This is a genomic window from Photorhabdus akhurstii, from assembly GCF_019090985.1.
In the GTDB taxonomy this organism is placed as follows: domain Bacteria; phylum Pseudomonadota; class Gammaproteobacteria; order Enterobacterales; family Enterobacteriaceae; genus Photorhabdus; species Photorhabdus akhurstii.
Genome location: NZ_CP020335.1, coordinates 2,617,164 through 2,643,237, shown reverse-complemented (window position 1 = coordinate 2,643,237; position 26,074 = coordinate 2,617,164). Strand labels below are relative to the sequence as shown.

The following is a 26,074-nucleotide window of genomic DNA, read 5'->3' as shown; positions in this document are numbered from 1 at the left end:
AATTATGAGTTCTTCAATTTTTTTACAAATTGATGGTATTACAGGTGAGAGTACCGACAGTAAACATAAACAGTGGATTGAGCTGAGTCATGTCAATTTTGGCGCGTTCAACCATGCACGTATCGCAGACAGCGGTAAACGTAAAATTACCGTTGGTGCATCGGATTTCCGTACCATTGACTGTGTGAAAGTGATGGATTCCAGTTCAATTGGTTTGCTGTCCGCTGTGGCGCAAGGTACCGCAATTAAGAAAGTGAAATTGGAAATTTGCACGCTTTTCAAAGGCGAAATGCACCCTTATGCGGAAGTGGAAATGGACGAATGTATTATCTCTGACGTTCATGAAACGTGTTCACGTGGTGGTGAATTCCCACAAGAACAGCTTTCTATCGCCTATTCCAAAATTAAGTGGACATTTACACCGCTCAAAGAAGATGGAACTAAAGGAGATAAGGTGGGACCGGAAGGTTGGGATCTTATCGAGAACAAAAAACAGTAACAATTACCGTTTACTGCCGACCAAAGGTCGGCAGTTTCTAGCCGGAAAAATATGATGATTCAACCTTCATTTCTCCATCGCCTGAAAGATGATTATCCACAAGATGAAAAACGGGGTGTAGCACTAGTCTGGTCGCGTCAGGAAGTTGTACAAAGCCTAATTTCTGATTTGAATATGTTATTTTCATCAAGACCGATTTCTGAAATTTCCCCTTTGTTTAGTGAGTTACCGAAATCAGTTTTAAATTATGGCGTTTCCGATGTCATTAATGTGGATATTTCCGATGATGAACGTATTGATGCACTTAGCAATAATATTTACCAGGCTATTTCTTGGTTCGAACCGCGCTTGAAAAATGTCGTTATTACATTACAAAAAAACACGCCAGAAAATATAACTTTCTGGGTGAGTGGAATTTTCTTCAACGAACAAGTGGTGTTTTCTATCTCATGGAACAGTACCGCGTATACCTATTCAATTTCATGGGATAAATAACAACATGATGTTATTACCACAAAAAATACTGACTTATTACAACCGGGAATTAAGTTATTTAAGACAATATGGCGCTGCTTTCTCTCAACGTTTTCCCAAAATTGCTAAACGTCTTGGGTTTGCGGAAGGTGTTTCGGAAGATCCGCATGTAGAACGTCTGGTGGAATCTTTTGCATTTCTGACAGCAAAAATCCATCAGCGGATTGATGAAGATATGCCGGAGCTGAGTAACGCTATGTTGGAGGTACTGGCGCCACAGTTTCTACGTCAGGTACCCTCGGTATCGTTGGTGCAGTTCCAACAAGACCCATTAACATCCGGTGTGACCGGAATGATGACAGTGGCGCGGCATACCCCGTTGATTTCTCAACCGGTAGGTGATGTAGCCTGTCGTTTCCGCACGGTATATCCGCTGGAGATGTTGCCATTAGATTTAACACATGCAGAACTAATACCAGACCCTTATGATCGGGACTTTATCTTAACGCTAAATTTTACCCTGTGGCCGGGCGCCAGCTTTCAGGCGCAACATATCCGGTTGTATTTACATGGCGCACCGGTGTTAACCCATTGTTTGTATGAATTGTTGTCGGCGCAAGTTAAGCAACTGGAATGTCGGTTAGGTGAGCGTACATTCAACCTGAATAGCCGAGATGTTCAGGTGGTGGGCTTCGATCCACAAGATAACTTATGCGCCGATGATTCATTGATAAATCCGGTTCATCACTTGTTTCGTGATTATTTTAGTTTCCCAGAAAAATTCTTATTCCTGGATATTCCGCTACCGGATGCTGGCTTAATTACCAGTTCATTAGGTGAGCTGCAATACCGTTTTCGGCTTAAAGATTGTGTCGCATCGCGTCGAATTGAACGTATGAGCGATAAAGTCAGCAACGAAACCTTCCGGCTGAATTGCGTACCGATAATTAACCTGTTTCCTCATCAGGCGGAACCGATTATTCCACTGGAAACAGAACACGAATATCTGGTTCAACCGGATGCTCGTCGTCCACAAAGTATGGAAATCTATACCATCGATCAGGTCGAGATTGTCAGCCGTCAGCAGGAACAATTAAGTTCCAAACCAGTACCGTCATTATTTGGTATTGAACATACACAGTCTGATGAACAGTTCCCGTTATTTTGGCAGGCAACTCCGCGCCCCTCACTCAGGCATAACGATCTGGGGATGAATATGTTCATCGGTTTTTCTGATAGCAGCGGCGAACATCTGAAACCTGAAACCGATGTGGTGATTTTGAGTCTGACCTGTACTAACCGTGATATACCGCGGCAGTTGAACAACGGTCATCCTGATGGGGATTTCGAATCAGAAAGCGCACTTCCGGGCGTAAAAATTCTGGGACTGATCCGTCCTCGCTTGCCGGTACGTCCACAACCCAATAGCGCCTTGAACTGGCGGTTGGTATCGCAACTCAATTTGAACCAAATGCTACTGAGTGGTCCGCAGGGTGTTCAGTGCTTAAAAGAGACGCTAGAACTCTACAATTTGCTTGGTGATCCGGCCATATCGCGGTTGATTGCACAATTACAGCAGGTTGCTATCGCGCCGGTGAGTGCACGCCTGAATCCCGCCGATCCCTATTCCTTGGCGCGTGGGCTGGAAGTGACATTGACATTTCAGGCACAAGCGGGGGAATTTGTGGATTTTTATCTGTTTTGCAGCCTGTTAGAACGTTTTATCGCCATGTACGCGCCGATTAACAGCTTCACGCAGACCGTAACGCAGCTAGAGACGGTTAATAACAGTACTCGTCGTTGGCCGCGTCGCAGTGGGAGACTGACATGGCTTTAGAAAATAAGCTACGTTTAGCTGGCGGCCGTTTTTATCAAAATGTACGCCGTTTGCTTAAACGTTGTCGCCAACGTGAAGAAACAGCAATCACTCCTGATGATGTGGTGCAATTTAGCTCTGTACTCACATTGGATGCGCCGGAAAGGGAAGTCGAATCTCTATTGCCACCGCAAGAGGGGTACGAGCAATATCGCATGGCGGTACATCACTTTGGCCTATTAGGAACCCTTGGCGCATTGCCGTTGCGCTATACCGAATGGCTGATTGACAGACGTTACCGCTATGGCGACGAATCAGCTCAAGCATTTATTGATATCTTTACTCATCGCCTGCTTAGCCTGCGTTTTCAGGCATGGCAGAAATACCGGTTATATGTCAATGCCGAGTTACAAACCCATCGGGCTTTACCGGCGGTCATTCCAGCAGTTGTCGGCCAGTTGATGGCGGACACCACACAACGTTCTCATCCCGCCTGTGTCGGATTATTAGCAACACCGGTCCGCTCAATGGTGAATTTGCAACACCTGTTGCAGCGAGAATTTGGGATGGCGGTCAACATCCAGCCTTTTAAAGGGCGCTGGCAATATGCTGAACAGGCTCATCGTTGCTGTTTAGGTCGTAGTTTGTTAGGCGATAACCCGATGTTGGGACATGCTTATTGGGATATTCAATCAGGATTTCATGTTCAGTTAGGACCGTTTGCCGCTCGGCAGCGCACCGCCTTTATGCCGGGAAATGAACAATATCGCAAATTGACACAATGGGTGTGGCAATTTGCCGGGCCGATGCTCTCCTTTTCACTGGAATTGTTGGTACAGCACAGTGGGCAAGGCAATGTATTAAATGGCAGCCGCCAATTGGGATGGGATGGCTGTTTGGGCGATACCGGCGAGAACAATATTCAGCGTATCTATTTGGCTGAATGTACCGGTCCTTACGCAAGTTAAACAAAAAACGCAGGTAATAAAAATATGCTGTTAGGGCAAAAGAATCGTTTTCTACAGGTTATCGGTAGCCTGTCAGACATTGTGGCACTGAGCAAAATAGAGGGGGAAGAGCATCTGTCGCAGCCTTATTCATTTTCTGCTCAACTCTATTCCAACGCAGACTGGGATAAGCTGGAGTCTCATATCGGTAAGCCTTTGGCATTTCGTCTTGGTGAAGCGCCGAATCATCGCATTGTGCATGGCATATTGACTGAATTGCAGCAACAAGGTTTCAGCGACGGCCAGTTTTGTTATCAGGCACGTATTGAACCCTGGCTAAAAATGCTGACATTAACCCATAATTTGCGCGTCTATCAGCGCGTCAGCGTGCCGGATATGGTATGCGATATCTTCCGTAAACGTGGGTTTAACGACGTTGAAGTGGCGTTAAAAAGCCGTTATCCGAAACTTGAATATTGTATGCAATACAAGGAATCAGATTTTGACTTTGTGACACGTCAGCTGGAACAAGCGGGGATTTTCTATTTCTTTCGCCATGAAGAGGGACGTCATGTACTGGTATTGGCGGATCACCCTTCGACGTTTATTAACGCGCCTTTAGCGGTATTGCCATATCAATCGAAGATCGGTGATCAACAGGGTTATGGGCTACGCGCCTGGCATATTCATCGCACAATGATTCCAGGTACCGCGGAAATGAATGGTTATAACGTTAAAAGTGCTGCGGCAATCAGTGCCAGCGCCAAAGCGAACAGCGGCTATTCCACCAATCCCAAGCTTTCTATCTATGATGATCGACGTCAAGAGGAGCGTAATCAACTGGAAGCACAGGCAACGCTGTGCATGGAACAGTGGGAATCACAGTCCTATTATGCACGTGCCGCTAACAATTATCCCAGTTTACAAGTGGGGCATCAGTTCACCCTGAAAGGGCACACCAGTGCCGATGGCCGTTATGCCGTGGGCCACCAGCGATTAAAAGCGGAGAACAACCTGGAGGAAGGCGAATTACTGTTTTCGTCTCAAGTGACCTTATTCCCGGCGAATAAAGCATTTCGCCCGCGTTCTTCTGTTACGCGTCCCTACATTTCCGGCGTATTGTCCGCGCTGGTGGTGGGGCCGAAGTCAGAAGAGATCCACACTGATCAACAAGGGCGCATCAAAATCCAGTTTCACTGGGATAAAGAACATAAAAAAGATGATGACAGCTCCTGCTGGATACGCGTCAGTCAGTTCTGGAATGGCGCAAAGTTTGGCGCGCAATTTGTACCACGTGTGGGCAGCGAAGTATTGGTGAGTTTTATTGATGGCGACCCGGATAGCCCGCTGGTGACCGGAACGGTTTATAACGGGGTAAAAATGCCGCCATTCGCGCTACCGGGACAGAAAACCCAAAGTGGTATTGCTACGCGCAGTAGTGCAAAAGGCACAGTGGAGCAAGGACATCAGTTTTGTTTCGAAGATAAGAAAGGTCAAGAGTTTATTTTGCTTCACTCACAAAAAGATATGCGCCTGAAAGCGAAAAATGACTTTTCAGCGCAGATCGATCGCAACGTGTTATGGGAAATCCAAGAAAAACGCGATACCCAAATTAAAAAGGGCAATGACACGTTAACTTTGAGCGCAGGCAGTTATGAGCTGGAGGTATCCAGAGGTAACGCCAAAATCAATGTAGGTCAACAATGCACAATTACAGCAAATCAGGGCATTGAACTGAAAGTCGGCGCCAGCAAATTATCGATTACTCCGTCCGGGATTACCATCAAAGCGCCATCCGTCACAGTAGAAGGATCAGGAAAACTGGCGTTGAAGAGCGGCGGCATGGCGGAGCTAACCGGCACCACAGTAAAAGTAGAAGGCAGTGCGATGGCACAATTAAAAGGCGGCATTGTTCAGGTGGATGCGACCGGCATTGCTATGGTGAAAGGCACTTTGACCAAGATTGGTTAATAGCAGGATCAACGAACAATAAGAGTTTGCAGTCATGGTTAAATTACGACACTGCCAGCTTTCGCCACAGGCGGAATTGGCACTACAACAACACGCAGCACATGAACAGAATCTATCGGCGCTTAATCAGCAAATGTTGTGGCAAGACGCGGTGTACTACACCATTTTTATGTTGCCTTACACTCAAGCCCTTGAGCTGGTACTGACATTTATCTCCTGCGTTTACGAACGCGATCTCATACAAGGACAACGGTCGTTATTGCAACAGGTGCGGCGCTGGCGGGTTGATGGTGGCGATCCTTTGCGTCATCAGCTGTTCGAACAGGCGCAAACAGTCGGGTTCGATAACCCAATCTCATGTCTGGTGCTTTCCGTCTTTTGGAGTGAAGGCAGCATGACCACGCCGGATCTGGAAGCGGTCTATCCACAACCGTGGCAGTCACCGACGGTATTAGCCGATACGTTGTGCCTGATATTGCACCTTTATAGTGAACAGCCGGAACAACAAATGCGGTACGTTGAGCAATTTTTTCAACTGGCTCACGGACAACTGAGGCAATTGCCGCCGTCACAAGATCAGGGACGCAAAAACTATTTGTACCATGAAACTACGTTATCAGGAGAGCAATGATGCCAATGCCAGCCGCCCGTGTGGGTGATATGCATATTTGTCCAATGGTATCGCCTGCGGTACCGCCGGTGCCACATGTAGGCGGACCGATTATGCCGCCAGGTGTACCGACAGTGCTGATTGGTGGATTACCCGCGGCGACAATGGGTTCAATGTTAGTGTGCGTCGGGCCGCCGGATACAGTGGTCATGGGCAGTCCAACGGTATTGATTGGCGGACGGCCTGCGGCCAGACTCGGCGATCTGTGTGCACATGGCGGCACGATTACTACCGGTTATCCATTAGTGATTATTGCTTGAAATGGAAGTCGTCACCGTGAACTTAGCCCAGACAGATATCGCGCGTTTTTTACAGCCCATTACGGCTGACAAACCAGCGGGATGCGATATCGAATACGAACCTATTTTTGAGCAAATAAACGCTGCGCGGGAAACTGACGACGATTTTCTCCAGGACGATGCATGGGGTTATGAAACCCGTCAGGCTGATTGGATGAAGGTTTCAGCGTTGTGCCAGGAAGTACTGGAAAAACAGAGTAAAGACTTGCAGATAGCCTGCTGGTTAACCCAGGCACAAGGGGAACTGTATGGTCTGGAAGGTATTAGTGGAGGTATCACATTACTTTCTCGTCTACTGGAAACTTTTTGGCCGGTACTTTATCCGCCGCTGGATGATACAGAGGCAAACAGTGCAGATGCCCGTCTTGGACGATTGAGCTGGTTGGATAAACAATTGGTGAAACAATTGGACAATCTGACATTGACCGATGATAGCAAATTGAGTCTGAGCGTCTGGCAACGAGTGCAATATTTTGAACAACGGGTTGCTGTTAATAGTGAATTACGCAGCGCCTTGATCAGTGATGGTTATTTCGGTATCGCTGAATGTGACGGCAGTATTCGCACTACGCCAGTCGAACAATTTAACCAACTGCTGGTGCAAACTGGACTGGTCAGTAAGACGTTGGCAGAACTGCAACAGATCATGGCGAGCCTGTTGCCAGACGCCGGTAACAGCATGAGCGCCAGTACTCAGCGATTGCAAGATCTGGCGGCCTTAATCGAACGACTTCGTGAAATGGCGGCGCCAGGCTCAAGCCAGGAATCCAGCAATAGCAATGAAGCAGTAGCGGCAGGGGGAGATGCGCCAAATGGCATGAATACGACTTTTTTAACGGAAGATCGGGCGCATCATGAAATGCGCACTATCGCCATAGGACAAATGATCAATATCGCCAATTACTTTCGTCAAAATGAACCTACCAGTCCGGTGCCCTATTTAATTGAACGTGCAGCGCGTTGGGCAAATATGGGTATGGCCGAATGGCTGGAAGAAATGATGTCAGAAAACTCTTCCGCGCTACAGGAAATTATGCGCGTGATGAAAGGACCATAAATAAACAGAGAGCCAAATGAATAACATAAATTTTTATAGCGTCATTAAACGCCATTTTTTAATATTGACAGCAATTATTTTAATAAGTGGTTGCAGTCATTCTATCTCCAACGATGAAAAACGCTTGCAGGCAATTGAACAAGCCAAACCGGTTTATGCCAGCAATGCCATTCGGTTAAAAATAACCTCGGTTCCGCAACTGAATGTTTTTAATAATACGCCGAACAGTTGCACAATATTAATTGCTCAAGCGGAGAAACGTGAACAATTAGATAAATTACTGGCTAATCCGGTGTTATTACGCAATTTATTTGCCGGCACTGGTGCGACAGAGCAAATATTACAGTTGGATAATTACGTAATGATACCGGGACAATCCGTATCTTTACATATCGATAGAGCGGAACAGGCGCGTTATATCGCATTAATTGCCGGTTACTACCCAGCGCCGGATAGTACTCATACGCGAGTATTATCACTGCCGTTGCGCCTTGAGCAACACGGTTGGTGGAATAGCGCCTGGAGCGCTGAATTTGTTCCCGTGCGCATTAATCTGACGTTAGGACGTTACGCCATTACCCGCAGTGATTTCTCAGCAGGTAACACCGGAGATGAGGTAGTTTTCCCCGAACAACCCGGACAAACGACAGAATCCGGCAGTGACGAAAGTGTATTGAGGAAGTAACCCATGTTTGAACATAAACCGATGTATTGGTATTCAGGCTTGTATTTACAGCCGCAACACTTTCAGGCCCATGAATTGCAACAACAATACTGGCAAGGGCGCTATCAGTTACTGACTCAGCCTTATGCTTTTGGTGTGGTGAAACTTGCATTCAATCTGGCCGCACTAAGTGATGAAGTGCTAAGTGTTCATCACGCCGCATTCATTTTTCCCGATGGTTGCTACGTGGATTGTGATGTCAATGGCGTGCTCAGTGCCCGATCATTGCGGGATTGCTGGTTAGTACGCGATAAACCGCAGCGCATTTATGTTGGCTTGCGTATGTTCAGCCACAATCAGAGTAACGTCACCGGTATCACGGATGCCAACAGTGTCGGTAATACCACCAGCCGCTGGGTAACATGGCCGCAAGAACAGCGTATGCGGGATGCCTTTGGCGATGGCCCGGAAGCGGAAGTGCAACAACTGACCTATAACTTACGTTTCTTCTTGCACGATGAGATTGCTCAGGCAGCGGGTTATACATTATTACCGGTGGGCCAACTGCATTGCACCAGTGACGGTATTGTGCTGGATAACCGTTATCTACCGCCATGTTTAACGCTCTATGCTGTGCCGCAACTGGGCCAGCGCATTGATCAACTGTGTCAGGAGTTAACCGGGCGAGTCCGTCAATTGGAAGAGTTGAAACGCCCGCAAACGTTGGAAGGGGAAATTTATACCCAAGAAAAAAGCACACTATTGCTGGCACTACGGACTCTGGCGCGTTATGTCGTGCAATTGCACCATTTTCAGGAAGCAAGAGATGTTCATCCCTTACAGATTTTTGGGTTATTGCGTCAACTGATCAGCGAGCTTTCCTGTTTTACCGACCGTTGCTCCTTTTTAGGCGAGTGGAACGGGCAAGAAGAGGCGCTGGAGAAATATCAGCACTTGGATCTGGCGCTAACTCTTGATAGTTGTGAACGAACAATTGCCGATTTGCTTAATGCACTGGTGCTGGAACCAAACACCGTGATCCCTCTGCAACAAGAAAGCTACGGTTATTATCATGCCGCCTTCAATAGAACCAGCATCAATGAACAACAACGGCTCTATTTGGTGCTGCGTTCTGACAGCTTTAGCCAGCGTGAGCGTGAAATTCCTGACGATCGCCTGATTAAACTGGCAGCGGCGGAACAGATCGACAACATTATTAACCGAGCTTTGCCCGGTGTGCGTCTGTACTACCAGGAAATTGCGCCACATGGTTTACCTAACCGGACAAATACCCGCTATTTCCGGGTAGAAAACCGTGGCGCGTTATGGCGGCAGGTAGAAGATAGTGAACGTGTGGCGGTGCACTGGGCAGATGCGCCAGACGATTTACAAATAGAAATCGTTATAGTGAGAGCATCATGATGCAGTTGTTGGATTGTTATATTCCGGTATTCACCTGCGTATTACGCATGATCCAGCAGCAGGTGAATCAAGCGGAAACACTGCGGCAAACCTTATTATCTGAGTTGACTCAAGCGCAGAATAGGGCGCGTTTGCAAGGTTACGGGGCGCAAGATATCGAAGAGACAAATTTCGCCGTGGTGGTTTGGGCAGATGAAGCCATTCTGTGTGCAGGTCAGAAAGAACTGAGTATTTGGCGCCAATCATCGTTACAGGCAGAGCTTTATGATGCCGAATTGGGCGGAAATACGTTTTTTGATCGCCTTGCCGCGTTAGTACCGGATAATTATCAGGTTCGATTGGTCTATGTTTTTTGTCTGCTTGCCGGATTTTATGGTCGTTATGGCAAACGTGATAATCTGGAATTACACAATATTATCCAGCAAGAATTAGATAATCTTCCTGATACTTTGCGTGGCTATCTCTCTTTAGAAAATCACCGATTAATGAGTAGGTGCGATAATAAATTGAAAAATAAGCGCAAAAATAACAAATGGCTCAGAAAACTAATATTATTCATGTCGCCCCTTACATTAATTTATATTTTTATTACCGTCTATTTATTAAGTATTGGCCGATAAATTCGGAAATTAAACATGAAAAAATTATTTTATGCCATTGGCTGGCTTAGCGTGATGGTTATCCTTTTATTACTTAGTTTAACTATTGCTGTGGTATTTTCGTGGCCGACAATAGGTGGCCTGTTACTATTTCTTTGCCTATTCCTATTGTTATTACTGCTGCGTGGGGCAATTACATTCATACCGCAAATAATGAATAAACTGCGCTGGATAAATAAATTCTGGCGGAAAGGAGATAACCGTCTGGAATATTTACTATACCAGCACTGGCGGCAAGGAGGACATTTACAAAGTTGGCGTCGATTCCGTTCACTGTTACACCGTAACGGCCCTGTTCCACCGTGGTTTCTGGTGGTAGGAGAACGGGGCAATGGTAAACAGAAGCTGTTAACACGCTGCAATGTAGCGCCCATGACGGGGAAAAATCTGCCGTCGCTGACAGAAAAGACCTTTACCTGTCGCTGGTGGTTCTTCCGTCAGGCAATGTACATGGTCGTTTCCGGCCGTTATACCGAAGGTCAATCCCTGTACCGGCAAGCCTGGTTACGTCTGATACGCTGGATAGCGCAGGGACGTAAACCGGCTGGTGTACTCGTTTGCTTGTCAGTGGAACAGTTGCTAAACAGCGACAATAGAGCGCTCTATATCGCCGCACGTCAGGTACGAGCGCAGTTGGAGCCATTACAGATACGTCTGGAACGTCGCTTGCCAATCTGGTTGATCCTTACCCACAGTGAAACATTGCCGGGGTTTGACCATTGGTGCACCCAACTGTCAGTAGAACAACGTGCTGAATTGCTAGGCGATTTTATTGAGCGTCACACGGTGGGTAACGTCGCCGACGTGCTGGATAAGAGTATGAGCACCATTGTTAATACGTTGAAAATGATACGTCTTAAGTTGCTCAATCAGCAACGTCAGCAACCCAACGCAGCAGTCTTAGCGTTACCAGAAACCGTCGCTCAACTGCAACCAGCGCTAGGTTGCTACCTGAACGCCTTGTTCGACCAAGACCATTATCTGGAGCATGGTCTGCTGCGTGGCATGTTTTTTACCGCGGAGCATCAAACCACGGGCATTTTCAGCCACCGATTGTTGGGAGAATATCTGCCAGCCCAAGTTCAACATAGTCAAGATCAACATAGTAATAGCGTATTGCTGACAGGCTGGCGGACATTGGCCAAACGCATATTCGTTAGCCTACTAAGTTTGATGCTGGTGTACGGTGCAGGCAATGCCTTGATGACTACCTGGCGTGGCGTTACGCAACTTGAAAATATCCATGAGGCAGACCCGCTTGAGCGGAGTTACTTGCGCTATCAACAAGTTGAGTACTGGTTGCAGGAAACCTTGCCATCTCTGCTTTTCTATCCGGTCACCCATACAATGGAACAACGGATGGCGCAGCAATACCAACAACAAGCGCCTGTTAATGCCTTCAACCCGGCATCGGTAGCAACACACTTGCTAACACGTTTCCGTAATGCGGAAGCACCACAAAAAAGACTGTTTGCTTTACATTGGGCACGTTTTATTAACATCGAACAAGCAATGGCACATGGCGCTACGCTGGAAACTTTACAGCATATGCCTGCTTATTCAGCTTCACTGTTAAGTGGTGAAAATGATCCTTTATCCACAGAACAACGGGTGGCACTCCGTCTGGCGCAATATCGCCAAGGCAACGCACAGCAAGAATTTGATCAATGGCAGGACACATTACAGGCACTACTGGCAGATGGCGGTAATTGGCAGTGGCTGTTAGCCGACGAACAACCGGCAGGAACTCATTCACTGACGCTGGCTGATTTCTGGCCATTGACCAGCGAGGATGCCGCCACAATTAACGCTCGTATCCGTGGTGTTTATACCCAAGCCGGTGAGCAAGATATTCAGGCAACCTTGGGCGAACTGGCACAAGCTCTTAACAGATCGGAATTCTTTGCTCCTTTACAGCGTTCGTTTTATCAACAGTATCAAAATCAGCGCCAATCAGAGTGGTTAGCATTCGCTCAAGCTATGCCTCAAGCAGAAACGTTAGTACGAGGCAAGAAAAACTGGCAAACGCTGATATTAGCAACGGGTCAATATAACAGTCCCTATATCACCTTTCTGACACAGTTAGAACGTGATTTATCCACGGTAGAGTCGACGGAGCAGCAACCTTGGTTACAGACACAACATCGTTTATGGCAACTACATGGTTACGTGCAAAAAAGTAACGTGATGCAACGGGTCTCGCTAGGAAACCTCTCTTTACGCCAGCGCATCATGTCGTGGTTTGGTATTTCACCGCAGATCTCTGTACGGCTGGATGACAACGTATTGACACGCTATCGCGTCTACCGACAAGCAGTACAGTTAAATAGCCAACGCGAGTTGCTCAGTGATATGGAAACCGAAGTGTTGGTTAAAAATGCGTTAAACAACGAGAAAGGGGAACTGGACGATAGCGGCCTGCGTGCATTGTTCAGCCGCTTCACCTTGTGGCGCCATGAGGCTGAAAGCAAACAGAATGCCGGGGTAAATGAAACCCTATGGCGACTCTATCAGGGTGATGCTCATCTGGTACTGCGTTACGCCTTCTTAAGTGCCGCCAGTCGTTTGCAAACCCAGTGGGAAAGTAAAGTGATTTGGCCGATGGAAAAATTGAGCAGACAGGAACTGTTTGATGGCCGGGAATTGAATGCGCGTTTGTATGAATACAGCAACGCATTTGTACGGGATACCGCAGAGTATGCGCTGGATATTCGCCCCGAAGGGATTAAGCGTCAGGAAATGGAAGATGTGCTCTTTCCGTTTAACGATGATTTCATTTTCTATATTAATAACCTAATCCAACCGAATGACCTACTTTCAGCGACATCGGATATTCGTCGTCGCCTGCAAGAGAAACTCGCCTTACTGGAAAGCGAGCAACAACTGGCGACGGCACAACAGGAACCGAAGCAAGAACAGAAGCCATCGGCGGAAGTCACGATTGTCAGTCAGCCGGCGACTGCTAACCAAGGGGCAAAAGTATTGCCAGTAGGCAGTTCAGTGACGTTGAGTTGTGATGATGGCGTACAGCAGCTTAAAAGTATGAATTTCAATGACAGCATGACGCTGCATTGGAGCCCCGGCACATGCGGTAAAGTACAAGTTGATGTCTATTTTCCCCGCTTTACATTAAGCAAAAGTTACGTAGGCCCCGATGGTTTGTTGCAATTTATGCACGCTTTTTCCCGCGGTGAACTGACACTGGCAGCACAAGCGTTCCCACAGCGACGCGATGAATTAAGTGCACTGGGTATCAATAACATCACTGTGCGCTATCAAATCAGCGGAAGCAAAGCTGCTTCAACACTGTATCAACAGTGGCAGCAACATCAGCAACAACAAACGGCGTTATTGGAACAACGCAGCCGACTGGATAGCCAGTTGTTAAATCTAAGTGAGCCAACAGTGGCAAAAGGAACTCTCTCTACTTTGCCATCACAGATCACCACCCATTGGAACGAATTAAGGAAACCTAAAAGTGAGTAATTATCTTAAACAGATCGTCAGTAAATTAACGGCAGAAGCGCGTCAGTGCCTTGATGAAGCCGCGAATCTGGCAGTACGGCGCACCCATCATGAAGTGGAAATTGAACATCTATTATTGGCTTTGTTTGAAAAACAGCTTCCGACGATGGAACAAGTGTGTCGCCACGGTGGTATTGATGCCATGACGTTGCTCAATGCCTGCCAACGGTCACTGACGCTATTACGTAGTGGTAATCATCGTCCGCCGGTACTGGCTACCAACCTCACTGAGTGGGTAGAACAGACCTGGATGTATACCAGTACTCACTGGGGTGCATCACAGATTACCGCTCAGGCACTGATTGTGACACTAATCGTGAATCCGTCGCTGCATCATTCGCTTACCTCAGAACTACAGCAGGCGTTACAGGGTAACACCGAGGGAATAGAACAGTGGTTGCGTACACAGACACATACGGAACCGCAACAAACTATATCACCTGTAACTACAGCGCCTGTCGGGGATAATACTCAATCCGCACTGGCACAATACACGCATCACCTGACACAAGCAGCGCGTGATAACAAACTAGACCCAGTTTTAGGACGTGAGCGGGAGATCCGTCAATTAATTGATGTTCTGTTACGTCGTCGCCAAAACAACCCGCTGTTAACCGGTGAAGCGGGCGTCGGCAAAACTGCGCTGATTGAAGGGCTTGCCCAACGAATCGTTGAAGGGCGTGTGCCGAAAGTTTTGGCACAGGCTGAATTATTTACGCTGGATCTGGGGCTGCTACAAGCGGGTGCCAGCGTAAAAGGCGAGTTTGAAAGCCGTTTGCAAAAATTATTGGATGAGGTGAAAAAGTATCCTACACCGGTGATTTTGTTTATCGATGAAGCACATACGCTAATCGGCGCAGGCGGCCAAGCCGGACAAAACGATGCAGCCAATCTGTTGAAACCTGCGTTGGCACGAGGTGAATTACGGGCGATTGCGGCAACCACTTGGTCTGAATATAAGAAATACTTTGAAAAAGACGCGGCGTTAGCACGTCGTTTCCAAGTGATCAAAGTTGAAGAACCTTCGTTAGAACTGGCAATCGCCATGTTACGCGCCATGACGCCCGCAATGGAAAAACATCATGGCGTCAAAGTACTTGCAGAGGCGGTCACAGAAGCCGTTACATTAGCCAACCGTTATATCACTGGACGTCAGTTGCCGGATAAATCGGTTAGCCTGTTAGATAGCGCCTGCGCCCGCGTTGCAGTTTCACAGACGGATGAACCGGCACCGATCGAAGATCTGCGTGCCATGCTGACAAACATTGCTGCCGAACAGGAAGCATTACTGCGTGAAGGTGGTCATGAAGCCCAGTTACAGAAATTGGCGCAGCGTCAGGCTGAATTGCAGGCATCACTGGAAGAAATTTTGCCGGAATATCACGCTCAACGTCAGTTGGTCAATGACATCCTCGCTTGTGAAGAACATGACGAACGGTTGCCTGTGCTACGGGCAGAACTGCATCAACGCCACCATCAGCACGCTTATGTCTTTGACTGTGTTGATGCCGCCTGTGTAGCAGATATTGTTGCCGGCTGGACAGGAATTCCCCTTGGCCGGATGGTAGAAAATGAGCGTGATGTGTTGCGTCAGTTAGAAACCCGCCTCGGTCAACGGGTCATGGGGCAAGATCATGCGCTCAGCCAGATAGCGCGTCAAATTCGGATCGCTAAAGCACAACTGGCCGATCCGGTCAAACCTACCGGAGTATTTATGCTCGCAGGTCCTTCCGGTGTGGGGAAAACCGAGACCGCTTTAGCACTAGCCCATGAATTGTATGGCGGTGAGCATCATTTGATTACGATTAACATGTCGGAATATCAGGAAGCCCATTCGGTTTCCGGCCTGAAAGGTTCTCCTCCGGGCTACGTCGGTTATGGACAAGGTGGTGTATTGACGGAAGCAGTTCGACGTCAACCTTACAGCGTAGTGCTACTTGATGAAGTGGAGAAAGCTCACCCCGATGTGCTGGAGTTGTTCTTTCAAGTATTCGATAAAGGCATGATGGAAGATGCCGAGGGGCAACAGATTAACTTTCGCAATACGCTGATTATCTTGACTACCAATGCGACATCAGATTTGGTGATGCGTGCAGCAATGCACGGAGTAAAAGAGCAGGGGGAAAATCGCCCGGCCAACTTGGAAGATATTCAGGAGATTATCCGGCCAGAACTGCAACGTATTTTTACGCCGGCATTTTTAGGTCGTTTGCAGGTTATCCCTTATCTGCCGGTACATGGCGAAGTTCTGCATGCCATTGTGCGCCATAAACTGAATAAAGTTGTCGTGCGCTATCGTCAATCAACTCAATGTGAATTGCACTATAGCGATACGCTGGTGGATTTTATCGCCGAAGGATGCCGGATAGCGGAGAGCGGCGCCCGTGAAATTGATAATCTGTTAACTCAGTTCGTCCTGCCGTTATTATCAGATCAATTGTTGCTCGGCGATACGCCAGTCAATGAAGATGTCTGGATGGATGTTGCCGAAGGTCAGATACAGTTACGATCAGACAAAAAGAAACTATCACAACCAAATATTATAAACTAAGGGTAGTAAACGCTTATCTCTGCTATTATTATCTTACGAATGTAACATCAGTGTTACGGAATAAGATTCCGATGAAAATGAAAAAGATAGTGATCTTCTGGTTTATTTTTACATTGGTCAATTTCGCGCTGGCACTGTTAAGCCTACAGGTACGGGATGTATGGAGTCTGTCATCACTGGTGTGGTTTCCGGCAGGCTTGTTACAAGATATATTTTGCGCCAGGGCGCCACGGTATTGGCCTGTCTGGTTAATAACGGGCGCCTTGATTGCACTGACCGCCAGTCAGTGGTATGGAAGACCGGTAAACGTATCGCTGATCTTTTCCTGTATCAATGTGATGATGCTGGTGGTAACAGCGCTGATCTGGCAGTTTTTTTACGGTGTCATGCGGGCCCCGAAACGGGCAAGGGAGATCATTAGCCTGACCGTACTCTGTTCGTTAAGTGGCATCATTGAGCGATTTACCGCAAAGTGGATACTTCATCTCTCTGGTTATCCTACCGACATATCGATTTCATTACCGATTATCGTAGGCTCAGTGTTGAGTTATCTGCCATTTACGCTGTTTGTTATCTCCTGTATCACCTATGAGAAAAATAGGGTTGAGAACTGGAAAATCTACGGTTTATGGCTGGCAGCCCTATTTGCCATGACAGCCTTGTTCATCAGTCCGCCACCGGAAACCGGGAAAATACACTGGCAAGGGATCGCACTGCTATTTTCTTTTAGTTTACCGATGCTGCTGGCACTAAGCGGTAATCTGCTGGTATTAAGCAGCTTCTTATCCCTGTGTACAGTAGGGATCGTGAGTGCCACCATTTTTGGTCTTGGGCCATTCTCATCCCCGTTAACCAACCTCCAACAAAATGTGCAGATAGCAGCTTGGTACAGCACAGCGTTGACCTTGCCCGCATTGTTATACTGTAGTTATTTATCTAATATAATCAATACATTACATCAGAGCAAAGCGCGTCTTCTGTTAATGAGAGCCATGCTGGATCAAGAACGGGTTAATTGCTTTCGGTTAAGCGCCAACGGGCATCTGTACTGGCATCATAATGGTTCTGCTTGGATGCGGAGCGGAAAAGCGCCTGCCTCCTGGTCGCAATTGATGGCTTGGGTACATCAGGAAGATCGGCATAAAATCGAACAGCTTAAAAATTCCGTCTCGCAAATACCGCAAACACTAAAAGTTCGGATTGCCGATGGCAAAGGTGAATTTAACCTAGTCATTATCGCCTTAATCGTCCATGTGGGAGAAGATGCCGGTTTTATTGAAGGAACGATACGTGAAATAGTAAATATAAAAAGTAAATAATCTGGAGAAATAACTCATGCCCAGACGAGTCATTATTGCCGATGATCATCCGGTATTTTTATTAGGACTACGCACGATACTGGCAACATTGCCGGAGAATTACCAAATTGTGGGGGAAGCCCATGATGTCGCCGCGCTCTTCTCTCTGCTGGAAGAAAAAGAGGCGGATATGCTGATTACGGATTTCATTATGCCGGGTCATAACCAGATTGACGGTCTGAGGATGATTAGCCGGATACGGGAACAGTATCCAAATCTGCCTATTGTGGTCATCACCATGATCAGTGACCGGAAAATCATTGCTTCATTGATTGATTACAGAGTAAAAGCGATTCTGAACAAAAACAGCTTATCTCATGAGCTGGTCAAAGGGTTGTACTGTACAACCGGGCGTGATAAACCCTATTTAAGTGAACAATTTCTCGAATCACCGGACGAAGAGGTTGTAAAAACGCTAACCAGCAAGGAATTGGAAGTGATTAAATTGTTGGGGCAAGGATTGAGTGTGAATGATATCGCTGCACGTTTATACCGTACTAAGCAGACTATCAGCGCACAAAAAATCAGCGCGATGAAAAAGCTCGGATTAGACAGTGAAGCAGCACTTTATAATTATTTGCATCAGATTGGACTGGGGCTGTAAGCGATGAAGTGCCGGCGCAAAGAATGGCGATGGTTTGCCCTATTGGTATTGCTGTTACCGCTATCTGGCTGGAGTCTCAACCTGTTTGAATATCGCAACGCGCAAGAGCTGCCCGCCAATGGACTACCGGTGGAGTTTTATTCAAATATCACGCAAGAATCACAGGAATTTCTGCCTTTTCCTGTCAAAGAATATGGAATTTTTCCTCCACGCTTTCCAACATTAAAAGTCGGCATTCTCTGCTGTATCGGCGCGCCATTGGTGATCCATCGTTGGGACGGTAAGTTGGAAGGGATCTATGCGGATTATCTGCGCTTGATTGAAACCGTGCTAAAAAGGCCGGTGGAAGTACGGCTGTTTGGCAACTGGGAATCAGCGTATAAAGCGTTGCAACGTGGAGATATCCAACTGTTATCGAATTCCGCCTCATCACAATCAGGAAATGGAGCAAATGATACTTACCCGATTCTGGTACAACCACTTGCTCTGATTATGCGCAAAGAACAAGTGAATATGCCATTTGCCAAAATGAATATTATAGCGGCGCCAGGTAGTGATCCGGGTGTTATCAAACAATTACGTCAACATTACCATCGCATCGTGGTGGCGAAAAATCAGCAGCAGGGGATACAGGCCGTTGTGGATGGTGAAATGGATGCCTATCTGGATGGGCAAAGCCAGATTGCCTATTTGCTAGCTTTTCGCCCATTTACCGGATTGACTTACCGCCGGGATATTTCACTCGGGGAGCGATATGATTTTCTCGGTCACAACGGCGATGGCATGGTTGAAGCGGTAAATCTGATTCTGACATCCATTCCTCATGCCATCAGAAATAAAGTTTATGAACGTTGGATTTCTGGGCTGGCGTTGGGCAACAATAACGACGCCGCAATCTTTTCAGCTCAGGAAAAAGCCTGGATTAAAAAAAATCCCGTCGTCAATGTGGCGCTGAATCGCGCTGCACCACCTTATTCTTTTCTGGACAAAAACGGTCAAATCACTGGGCTGGATGTGGACATTTTACGTTTACTGGGAGAAAAAAGCGGCATCACCTTTAATTTTATCCCAACAGATGGCGCAGTAGGCATTAAAAAGCTGTTAGAAAATGGCGAAGCGCAAATGACCTCCATGCTCAACACGCCAGAACGTAGCCGTTGGCTCTCTTTCAGTCATCCCTATGGTACTGTGGAATGGGTGATGATCACGCGCAATGAGCGTAATGCGCCTTATGAGTTTGAACAACTTAAACACCATCGGGTGGCGATTCAACGCGGTAACGCACTTTTATCACTATTAAAACCGTATCCAGAGATTTTCATCATCGAAGTTGACAGCGTGACACAAGGTATTGATATGGTGCTGGCCGGAGCGGCAGATGCAACTTTTGATAGCCTGATCAGTGCTGATTACCTACAAGCAAGCCGCTACGGCACCAACATTTCTATTCAGTTCTTTAAAGGCTCATTGCAACCGGAGCAATACGCCATCATACCGGCCTATCCTCAGCTGGTGGATATATTAAATAAAAGCATTGACGCACTGCCGCCAAATGAACTGCGGGTGCTGCGGTTGAAGTGGTTATCTATGGCGAACGTCACGCCTTATGATGACAATAAAATCTCTCCTTGGGTGAAGCTGTGGGGAGGGGCGTTACTGGTGATTGCGTTAAGTTCAATCTTTTGGGGCAGTTATCTCGCACACCAAATCAGACGACGTAAAACCGCGGAAAGCAACTTACAAGATTTGCTGGCGTACTGGGAAACACTCTTTAATAACATGCCTACGCCAATGTTTGTCTGCGATCCTACCATGTGCATCACAGCGGCTAACCTTTATTTCCGGCATGAAATGGGCGCTGTCGGATCTGAGGTGATTGGCCGCAGTCTTTTTTCTCTATGCTTTTTAAAACCGGTCGATGAGCAAGAGATTAGTCTAATTTTTCTACGCTGCTTGGAAGGGGCGCCGGCGCATTTCTCTGATCGCAACATTGTTATTCAGGGACAGGACAAAGACGTTTATTTATGGCTCGAAAGTTATAGCAATACCGAAGGCGTTGTTCAGGGAATCATTGGTGGTTGGTTTGACGTGACCGAACGTAAATTGCTGGCGCAAGAACTACGTCAGGAGCGTGATAAGGCGGAACTCGCCAGCTTGGAGAAATCCGACTTTCTGGCCCACATGAGCCATGAGATTCGAACACCGCTGCAAGCCATTATTGGTATTCTTGATCTGGAGGTAAAAAAGCAAACTCAGCCATCCACGCCATTACATATCGCCTGGCAGGCAGCAATATCCTTGCAAGGAATCATCGGTGATGTGCTGGATTTCTCCAAGATAGAATCCGGGCGAATGGTGCTGAATCTCAAGCCGGAATCACTGCAAGCGATTCTGGAAAATTGTGTGGCAACATTTAACCATCGAGCAAAGGAAAAAGAACTGTGTTTCACCTATCAGTTTGATTTGCCGCCTGAACATTATCATCTACTGGACGCAACACGCGTAACCCAAATCATCAATAACCTGTTGGGCAATGCCATTAAATTTACCGAACAGGGCAGTGTGCAAATCAGCGCTAGCTATCAGCCTATTCCAGAAAGTCACCAAGATGAAATTACGCTGGTGGTTGCCGATACCGGTTGCGGCATCCCGGAAACCATGTATGAAGCCGTTTTGCTGCCCTATGTACAGGTGACGCAACATAATGGTGGTAAAACCGGAACAGGGTTGGGACTACCTATCTCTGTACAGTTAGTTGAATTAATGGGTGGCAGCTTAAAAATCACGGGTGCGCCCAGTGGTGGCGCACAAGTTACCGTGGTGTTACCGCTTACGCGCAGTGTTATTGAAAAGGAAGCGATAAGTGAAAAAGCCGAAAATATTGGGGTGGAACTTAATGAATCTTTGAATATCTTAGTAGTTGATGATCTACCTGCCAATTTACAAGTACTGTCATTACAGTTAGCGTCATCGGGCCATCGTATTGCACTTGCTGAAAGCGGCGAACAGGCCATGAATCTGGTAGAAGAGGGCTATTTCGATATCGTGCTGACAGATTGCCAGATGCCGATGATGAACGGTTACCAACTGGCTCAGGTGCTGAGAAAGCATGAACGATCATGGCAACTACCGCCATTTATTATTCTGGGATGCACTGCGAACGCGTTTTCTACCGAACAGGCTCGTTGTTTGGAAGCCGGAATGAATGGTGTATTAACCAAACCACTGGTGCAAAGCAAATTGCTGGCAGAAATTACCCGTTACTACCGACAAGTCAATGACAAAGCAACGTTAAAATTCGATGAAATTCAAGCATTAGCTCAACAAGATGTGACGGTAGAAAGCCAATTACTTAGTGCTATACAACAAGGGATGTCAGAAGATATTGCAGAATTGCAACAACAGGAAAACCAGCAATGTCATGAGAAAGTTGTGCATCACGCCCATCGTATGAAAGGCGCTTTTGCGCTGACGCAATATCAGCAAGGAATACGCGTCTGCCTGCGGATTGAAAAAAGTGAACATTGTGATGTGAAAACACTAGCCGTTTTATTAACTCGTGCGGAATATTTTCAACAGCAGATTGAGCAAAAATTGGGGGAATTACAGGGTTAGATAAAAAATTGGGTGAAATTATTCAAAAGAAACCTTGAAAAGATGAATGCAATTTATATCATCCATCGCAGAAATTGAAAAAGGCGCCATTTTGACGTACATTGGCCTCATATTATTTACACCTAAGGAAGGTATTTTCCATGAACACAGTCATAGACAACAAACAGGACTGGATTAACCTCCGACTGAAAAACATCGGTTTGAACAACCAAGACTCCGAAGCCTTCTTTAATGCATTAGTTAAACCGGTTCGCTTCAACAAAAAATTAGCAGATGCTTTTGAAGAACATAATCAGCGCGTGATCAACAAACGACCAATGATTATTTAAATCTTGTATTCAATATATCGATAATGTCACTCTGTACGTCAAGAAGATATGGGTAATCAGAATTGCCAATATTACGATAAACAACATACTGCATCTCAGAACACCTTGTACTTATCTGACAATAAACCGTGTTCGTTAGTGATACGATTAAGTTCCTCCATTCCTGCTTTATTCTCACGCTTCCAACGTTCAGATTCAATGGCTTTCAATTCCGAAGTTAGTGCCCTAGTCAATACTGCCGATAAGTTAAGCCCTACCTGTCTTGCTTGTTGATACAGTTCGGGTGCAACGGTCACACTCACTGTTTTCTTTAATCTGATTTGTGCTGATGGCATGTTAACCCCTGTATGAAACACGTTATTTTACACTTGTAATTATAGCAGGCTTTTTTATATATAAGAACAGCAGAGAAGCAAGCTAAAGAGGCAATTTGGGCGTTCGTATCCCAGCAACCTAGTTGTAAATCAGGCAGCTCAAGGCATGCCAGCATCTATTATTGATATGAAAACATCTTTAGGGTACGCTCTCTCGCTCGATGGAATATCCAACTGCCGATTAGAACAAAATTGCTAAGGATTTTGTATGCGCACTTTATATCTTTTACCTATTTTTTTATTTTTATCCTCTTGTTCAACAAACCTACCACCCTATGAACGGGAAGCCCGACATTATGTTTATCGTTCTAACAATGATTTTGATCCCAATTTCCAAACACATGTAAATAACTCTATTAAGTTAATGACTCCATTCTTTGAACAATTTTATAGAGAGGGAGTTAAGGATAAAATGAACAATATCAGTTCACATGAAATTGATCAAAAAATTAATTATTTTAAAAGTGATAGTTTAATTCAAGAAATCAATATGTCAGAAATATTTATTTCACCAAAAGTACATACAGAAAAAGTCAACAATAGTCAGATTTCAAATAAGAAGAAAAAAGCATTAATTGATGGAATCATCAACTCTTACGAGGCCGGTTACTATGGAAAGTAAGAGAATTAGCTATCACATATAAACACAATGAGGGGTAATTACACCATTCTGAAAAGCAAACTTGACAAAATATCAAAGGTTATTCTACTAGCCCTCATACATGGACAAGGGCTAGATGCATTGAACTATTTTAAATTGAAATGTCAAGCACGATGATGGAATCATCTTTTACATCTATATATTGTTTGAACTTAGCGGCTTCACCGCCATCAATACCATCTCTATCTTCAAATTTTTCTAGGAAATCATTAGACTTAAAATTCAGAACGTCAAATATAGTTCCCCACGTATTTCCTGAGTTGTACTGGATCTGTCCTGAATACTCATCATTTCCATTATACCCGGGCATGGTGAGATCATCCGCGCTATGACCATCATTAAAGTCAATTTGCTGTACAACATCGCCGTTATATAGTTTCGGCAACAAACCCTGATAGACAGCTATTTGCTGGCTAAATCGGTTGATTTGGAGATCTGAACAAGAGACAGGTCTGAAACCAGCCGAGGCATTGCATCGAATTGATTTCGTAACGCTTGCGTACTTATATTTGTACAGGTACAATGAAGAGTACAATGAAGCGTGGAGGATCAACGATGGACACAATAAGCTATTCAGCATTTAGAACTCACTTGGCCAGCACTTTAGATAGAGTGAACGACGATCACAAGCCAATTTTAATTACTCGCCAGAATGGCAAGCCAGCGGTTGTCCTAAGTTTGGAAGATTTTCAAGCCTACGAAGAAACAGCCTATTTAATGGCTAGCCCGAAAAATGCTGCACGTTTAAGTCAGGCAATTGCTGAAGTGGAAGCAGGAAGAATAATTGAAAAAGGGCTATTAGAAGAATGATTTTATCTTGGGCTGAAATGGCATGGGAGGACTATCTGTATTGGCAACAAACCGATAAAAAAGTCCTAAAGCGTGTTAATACACTCATCAAAGACATTAAAAGGCAATCCTTCGATGGATTAGGGGATCCGGAGCCTTTAAAACATAATTGGTCAGGTTATTGGTCTAGACGTATTAATCGAGAGCATCGTCTGATTTACAAGGTAACAGATGATGCAATCATTATCGTACAATGTCGCTATCACTATTAAGTGACTACCTCTCAGAGGACCCCACAAACGAAGTCCTCTAGTCGTTATTTTAAGAAATCGTGATGACGACTATGCAATAACCATTGCCGCTCACGCCCTACGCCATAAAGCGTAAAGAGAAAATATCTCTCTAATCCAAAGGACATACCCGAATAATATGACCATCGGGGTCTTCAACGAGGAAGGTACGACCAAAGACCTCAGTATGGGGTTCCTTGACAATCTTAATATCGGGTTTCTTTCTCCATTCTTCAAATAAACGATCTACATCTTCACCGGATGGCAACATAATACCGATCTCAGAGAACCGTGGGGTAGAGGCATCCGGCGTTGTTCCGCCTGACCAAATAGCAAATAGTGCTTCACCATCGGCGGCAAATGCCACATAACGAGGACTCGAAAACACCGGCTTAGAATTAAAAAGTGTCTTATAAAAGGCTGTCGAACGTTCGATATCAGATACATAAACAAGTTGAAGGTTAGGTTTGCGGGATACTGTCATCATGTCATTCTCATGTAAATCAGATTCAAATAAGAGTAAAAATAAATTGTTATATAACTCAACAAGTAACATTTGTTACTGTATTGTGTTTATCATTATAAGATGATGTTAATCATATGTATATACATACATATGTAAAGAGATATCATAAATTTCACATATAAAAAATTCGCCCGCATTATTCGGGCGATGTTCCTTAAGTATGGTGAAAAAATCATCCACCCTATATTGAATTTCGTCTGGGTGGTTCGCTTCCCATACGTGGTTCATATGGGTGATCGCTCCCCGGTGAATGACTCTCTCTAGAATACCAATTTTTTGAACGTTCATTTTTTCCATCATATCGTTCTACATGAAGATATTTAAGCTCTTCAAATGGTATAACCATTTGCAGCCATTTATATCTCTCCAGAATATACTCTCCAGTAGATGGCATAAATCTAATAAATTCAATACTATCCGGATTCATAATTGACCATTTACAATGTATTAACGGCTTAGTTGAATATACTTTCAGAATAGCTGGTCTCTTATTTATTCCTATAAATGGATTGTAATTATAACCTGTTAGAATATTAACTATTTTTTGAAATGTTGACAATGGTCCAGTTGCACAACCGGCTCCCCAATCTGGCAATGGCCCATTTACTTTAGCAATATAAAATCCACGTCCAATTTGTCCCATTGGAGGCAAGAATTTCGATTGGACGCCATTAATGAGAATATTTCTGGCAGAAGACTCATTAGTTCCATGATAACCTAGAAAGTACATATTTATCCCCTTTTGCTGACTTTGTATAACTAAAAAATAAGACATTTACTATATGTCTAAAATTATTTTAAAATAAGCAACAATGTACGCAGTATAAAATAATTCTCAATTATTTCTGATTTGTCAGAATATATCTGAGATGTGCAGACTTATCTTATTATTTATAAATATCTCTTAATGTATTTAACAATTTTAATGAAAAGTTATCAGGCTCGCATCAATGCTATTTTTCGGATGGAAAATG

The 26,074-nt window shown here is 45.4% G+C and carries 24 protein-coding genes and 1 pseudogene; 20 read left to right on the top strand and 5 right to left on the bottom strand.

The annotated features are described in order from the left end of the window. Positions 1–4: 4 nt before the first annotated feature. The 17 genes from B0X70_RS11655 (at position 5) to B0X70_RS11575 (ending at position 22,460) form a co-directional block, all read left to right on the top strand. Positions 5–499 carry an Hcp family type VI secretion system effector gene (locus tag B0X70_RS11655; RefSeq protein WP_217471547.1) on the top strand — a complete coding sequence of 165 codons (495 nt, stop codon included), beginning with the start codon at positions 5–7 and terminating at the stop codon, positions 497–499. A 51-nt stretch (positions 500–550) separates the two neighbouring features. Further along, entirely contained in the window at positions 551–994 is a 444-nt protein-coding gene (gene tssE, locus B0X70_RS11650) for a type VI secretion system baseplate subunit TssE (RefSeq protein ID WP_105398665.1), read from the top strand. Between the two features lie 4 nt (positions 995–998). Beyond that, positions 999–2,810, top strand: a complete 1,812-nt coding sequence (gene tssF, locus B0X70_RS11645) for a type VI secretion system baseplate subunit TssF (RefSeq protein ID WP_217471546.1) — start codon at positions 999–1,001, stop codon at positions 2,808–2,810. Next, positions 2,801–3,757, top strand: coding sequence for a type VI secretion system baseplate subunit TssG (gene tssG / locus B0X70_RS11640; RefSeq protein WP_217471545.1), 957 nt, complete (start codon positions 2,801–2,803; stop codon positions 3,755–3,757). The genes tssF and tssG overlap by 10 nt, the downstream gene beginning before the upstream one ends. 24 nt (positions 3,758–3,781) lie before the next feature. After that, a complete protein-coding gene (locus B0X70_RS11635; RefSeq protein ID WP_217471544.1) occupies positions 3,782–5,707 on the top strand; it encodes a type VI secretion system Vgr family protein in 1,926 nt (641 codons plus the stop codon). Between the two features lie 34 nt (positions 5,708–5,741). Next, positions 5,742–6,338, top strand: a complete 597-nt coding sequence (locus B0X70_RS11630; RefSeq protein WP_217471543.1) for a DUF6931 family protein — start codon at positions 5,742–5,744, stop codon at positions 6,336–6,338. Beyond that, positions 6,338–6,637 carry a PAAR domain-containing contractile injection system baseplate protein gene (locus B0X70_RS11625; RefSeq protein ID WP_173362525.1) on the top strand — a complete coding sequence of 100 codons (300 nt, stop codon included), beginning with the start codon at positions 6,338–6,340 and terminating at the stop codon, positions 6,635–6,637. Before B0X70_RS11630 ends, B0X70_RS11625 begins: the two co-directional genes overlap by 1 nt. 16 nt (positions 6,638–6,653) lie before the next feature. Continuing rightward, positions 6,654–7,733, top strand: coding sequence for a type VI secretion system protein TssA (gene tssA / locus B0X70_RS11620; protein WP_217471542.1), 1,080 nt, complete (start codon positions 6,654–6,656; stop codon positions 7,731–7,733). A 16-nt stretch (positions 7,734–7,749) separates the two neighbouring features. Continuing rightward, positions 7,750–8,418, top strand: a complete 669-nt coding sequence (locus B0X70_RS11615) for a type VI secretion lipoprotein TssJ (protein WP_214039082.1) — start codon at positions 7,750–7,752, stop codon at positions 8,416–8,418. A gap of 3 nt (positions 8,419–8,421) precedes the next feature. After that, positions 8,422–9,819, top strand: a complete 1,398-nt coding sequence (tssK, locus tag B0X70_RS11610) for a type VI secretion system baseplate subunit TssK (protein ID WP_217471541.1) — start codon at positions 8,422–8,424, stop codon at positions 9,817–9,819. Continuing rightward, the gene (locus B0X70_RS11605; protein ID WP_246593500.1) at positions 9,816–10,439 is read left to right on the top strand and encodes a DotU/TssL family secretion system protein; all 624 of its coding nucleotides are present in this window, start codon (positions 9,816–9,818) and stop codon (positions 10,437–10,439) included. The genes tssK and B0X70_RS11605 overlap by 4 nt, the downstream gene beginning before the upstream one ends. A 15-nt stretch (positions 10,440–10,454) precedes the next feature. Continuing rightward, on the top strand, positions 10,455–13,964 hold the full coding sequence (locus tag B0X70_RS11600; protein ID WP_217471540.1) for a type VI secretion protein IcmF/TssM N-terminal domain-containing protein: 3,510 nt from the start codon (positions 10,455–10,457) through the stop codon (positions 13,962–13,964). Continuing rightward, positions 13,957–16,554, top strand: a complete 2,598-nt coding sequence (gene tssH, locus B0X70_RS11595; protein ID WP_217471539.1) for a type VI secretion system ATPase TssH — start codon at positions 13,957–13,959, stop codon at positions 16,552–16,554. Before B0X70_RS11600 ends, tssH begins: the two co-directional genes overlap by 8 nt. Before the next feature lie 71 nt (positions 16,555–16,625). Further along, positions 16,626–17,873, top strand: a complete 1,248-nt coding sequence (locus B0X70_RS11590; RefSeq protein WP_246593499.1) for a diguanylate cyclase family protein — start codon at positions 16,626–16,628, stop codon at positions 17,871–17,873. Positions 17,874–17,889: 16 nt separating this feature from the next. Continuing rightward, positions 17,890–18,516, top strand: coding sequence for a response regulator (locus tag B0X70_RS11585; RefSeq protein WP_040150773.1), 627 nt, complete (start codon positions 17,890–17,892; stop codon positions 18,514–18,516). A gap of 3 nt (positions 18,517–18,519) precedes the next feature. Then, a complete protein-coding gene (locus B0X70_RS11580) occupies positions 18,520–22,131 on the top strand; it encodes a transporter substrate-binding domain-containing protein (protein WP_217471537.1) in 3,612 nt (1,203 codons plus the stop codon). A gap of 140 nt (positions 22,132–22,271) precedes the next feature. Further along, positions 22,272–22,460 carry a hypothetical protein gene (locus B0X70_RS11575; protein WP_036806074.1) on the top strand — a complete coding sequence of 63 codons (189 nt, stop codon included), beginning with the start codon at positions 22,272–22,274 and terminating at the stop codon, positions 22,458–22,460. Between the two features lies 1 nt (position 22,461). Here B0X70_RS11575 and B0X70_RS11570 read toward each other — a convergent pair. Together B0X70_RS11570 and B0X70_RS11565 are read right to left on the bottom strand one after the other, a co-directional pair. Further along, a pseudogene (locus B0X70_RS11570) lies at positions 22,462–22,554 on the bottom strand (CcdB family protein); the annotation flags it as partial. Position 22,555: 1 nt separating this feature from the next. Further along, a complete protein-coding gene (locus tag B0X70_RS11565; RefSeq protein WP_040150771.1) occupies positions 22,556–22,795 on the bottom strand; it encodes a type II toxin-antitoxin system CcdA family antitoxin in 240 nt (79 codons plus the stop codon). Between the two features lie 247 nt (positions 22,796–23,042). Here B0X70_RS11565 and B0X70_RS11560 point away from each other — a divergent pair, with 247 nt between their 5' ends. Next, positions 23,043–23,456, top strand: coding sequence for an Exc2 family lipoprotein (locus tag B0X70_RS11560; RefSeq protein WP_052105690.1), 414 nt, complete (start codon positions 23,043–23,045; stop codon positions 23,454–23,456). Positions 23,457–23,586: 130 nt separating this feature from the next. On the opposite strand, the gene B0X70_RS11555 is transcribed toward B0X70_RS11560, so the two are convergent. Then, on the bottom strand, positions 23,587–23,880 hold the full coding sequence (locus B0X70_RS11555; protein WP_036806082.1) for a hypothetical protein: 294 nt from the start codon (positions 23,878–23,880) through the stop codon (positions 23,587–23,589). Between the two features lie 170 nt (positions 23,881–24,050). On the opposite strand from B0X70_RS11555, the gene B0X70_RS11550 reads away from it, so the two are divergent. Both B0X70_RS11550 and B0X70_RS11545 read left to right on the top strand, forming a co-directional pair. Next, the gene (locus B0X70_RS11550) at positions 24,051–24,305 is read left to right on the top strand and encodes a type II toxin-antitoxin system Phd/YefM family antitoxin (protein WP_036806085.1); all 255 of its coding nucleotides are present in this window, start codon (positions 24,051–24,053) and stop codon (positions 24,303–24,305) included. Next, complete coding sequence (locus B0X70_RS11545; protein WP_217471536.1) at positions 24,302–24,556, top strand: Txe/YoeB family addiction module toxin; 255 nt, start codon at positions 24,302–24,304, stop codon at positions 24,554–24,556. The genes B0X70_RS11550 and B0X70_RS11545 overlap by 4 nt, the downstream gene beginning before the upstream one ends. Before the next feature lie 130 nt (positions 24,557–24,686). Here the strand turns inward: B0X70_RS11545 and B0X70_RS11540 are convergent, their stop codons facing one another. Beyond that, positions 24,687–25,061 (bottom strand): VOC family protein, encoded by a 375-nt coding sequence (locus B0X70_RS11540; RefSeq protein ID WP_040150820.1) that lies wholly within the window; start codon positions 25,059–25,061, stop codon positions 24,687–24,689. Positions 25,062–25,281: 220 nt separating this feature from the next. Continuing rightward, positions 25,282–25,830 carry a hypothetical protein gene (locus B0X70_RS11535; protein ID WP_235319357.1) on the bottom strand — a complete coding sequence of 183 codons (549 nt, stop codon included), beginning with the start codon at positions 25,828–25,830 and terminating at the stop codon, positions 25,282–25,284. Positions 25,831–26,074 lie beyond the last annotated feature (244 nt).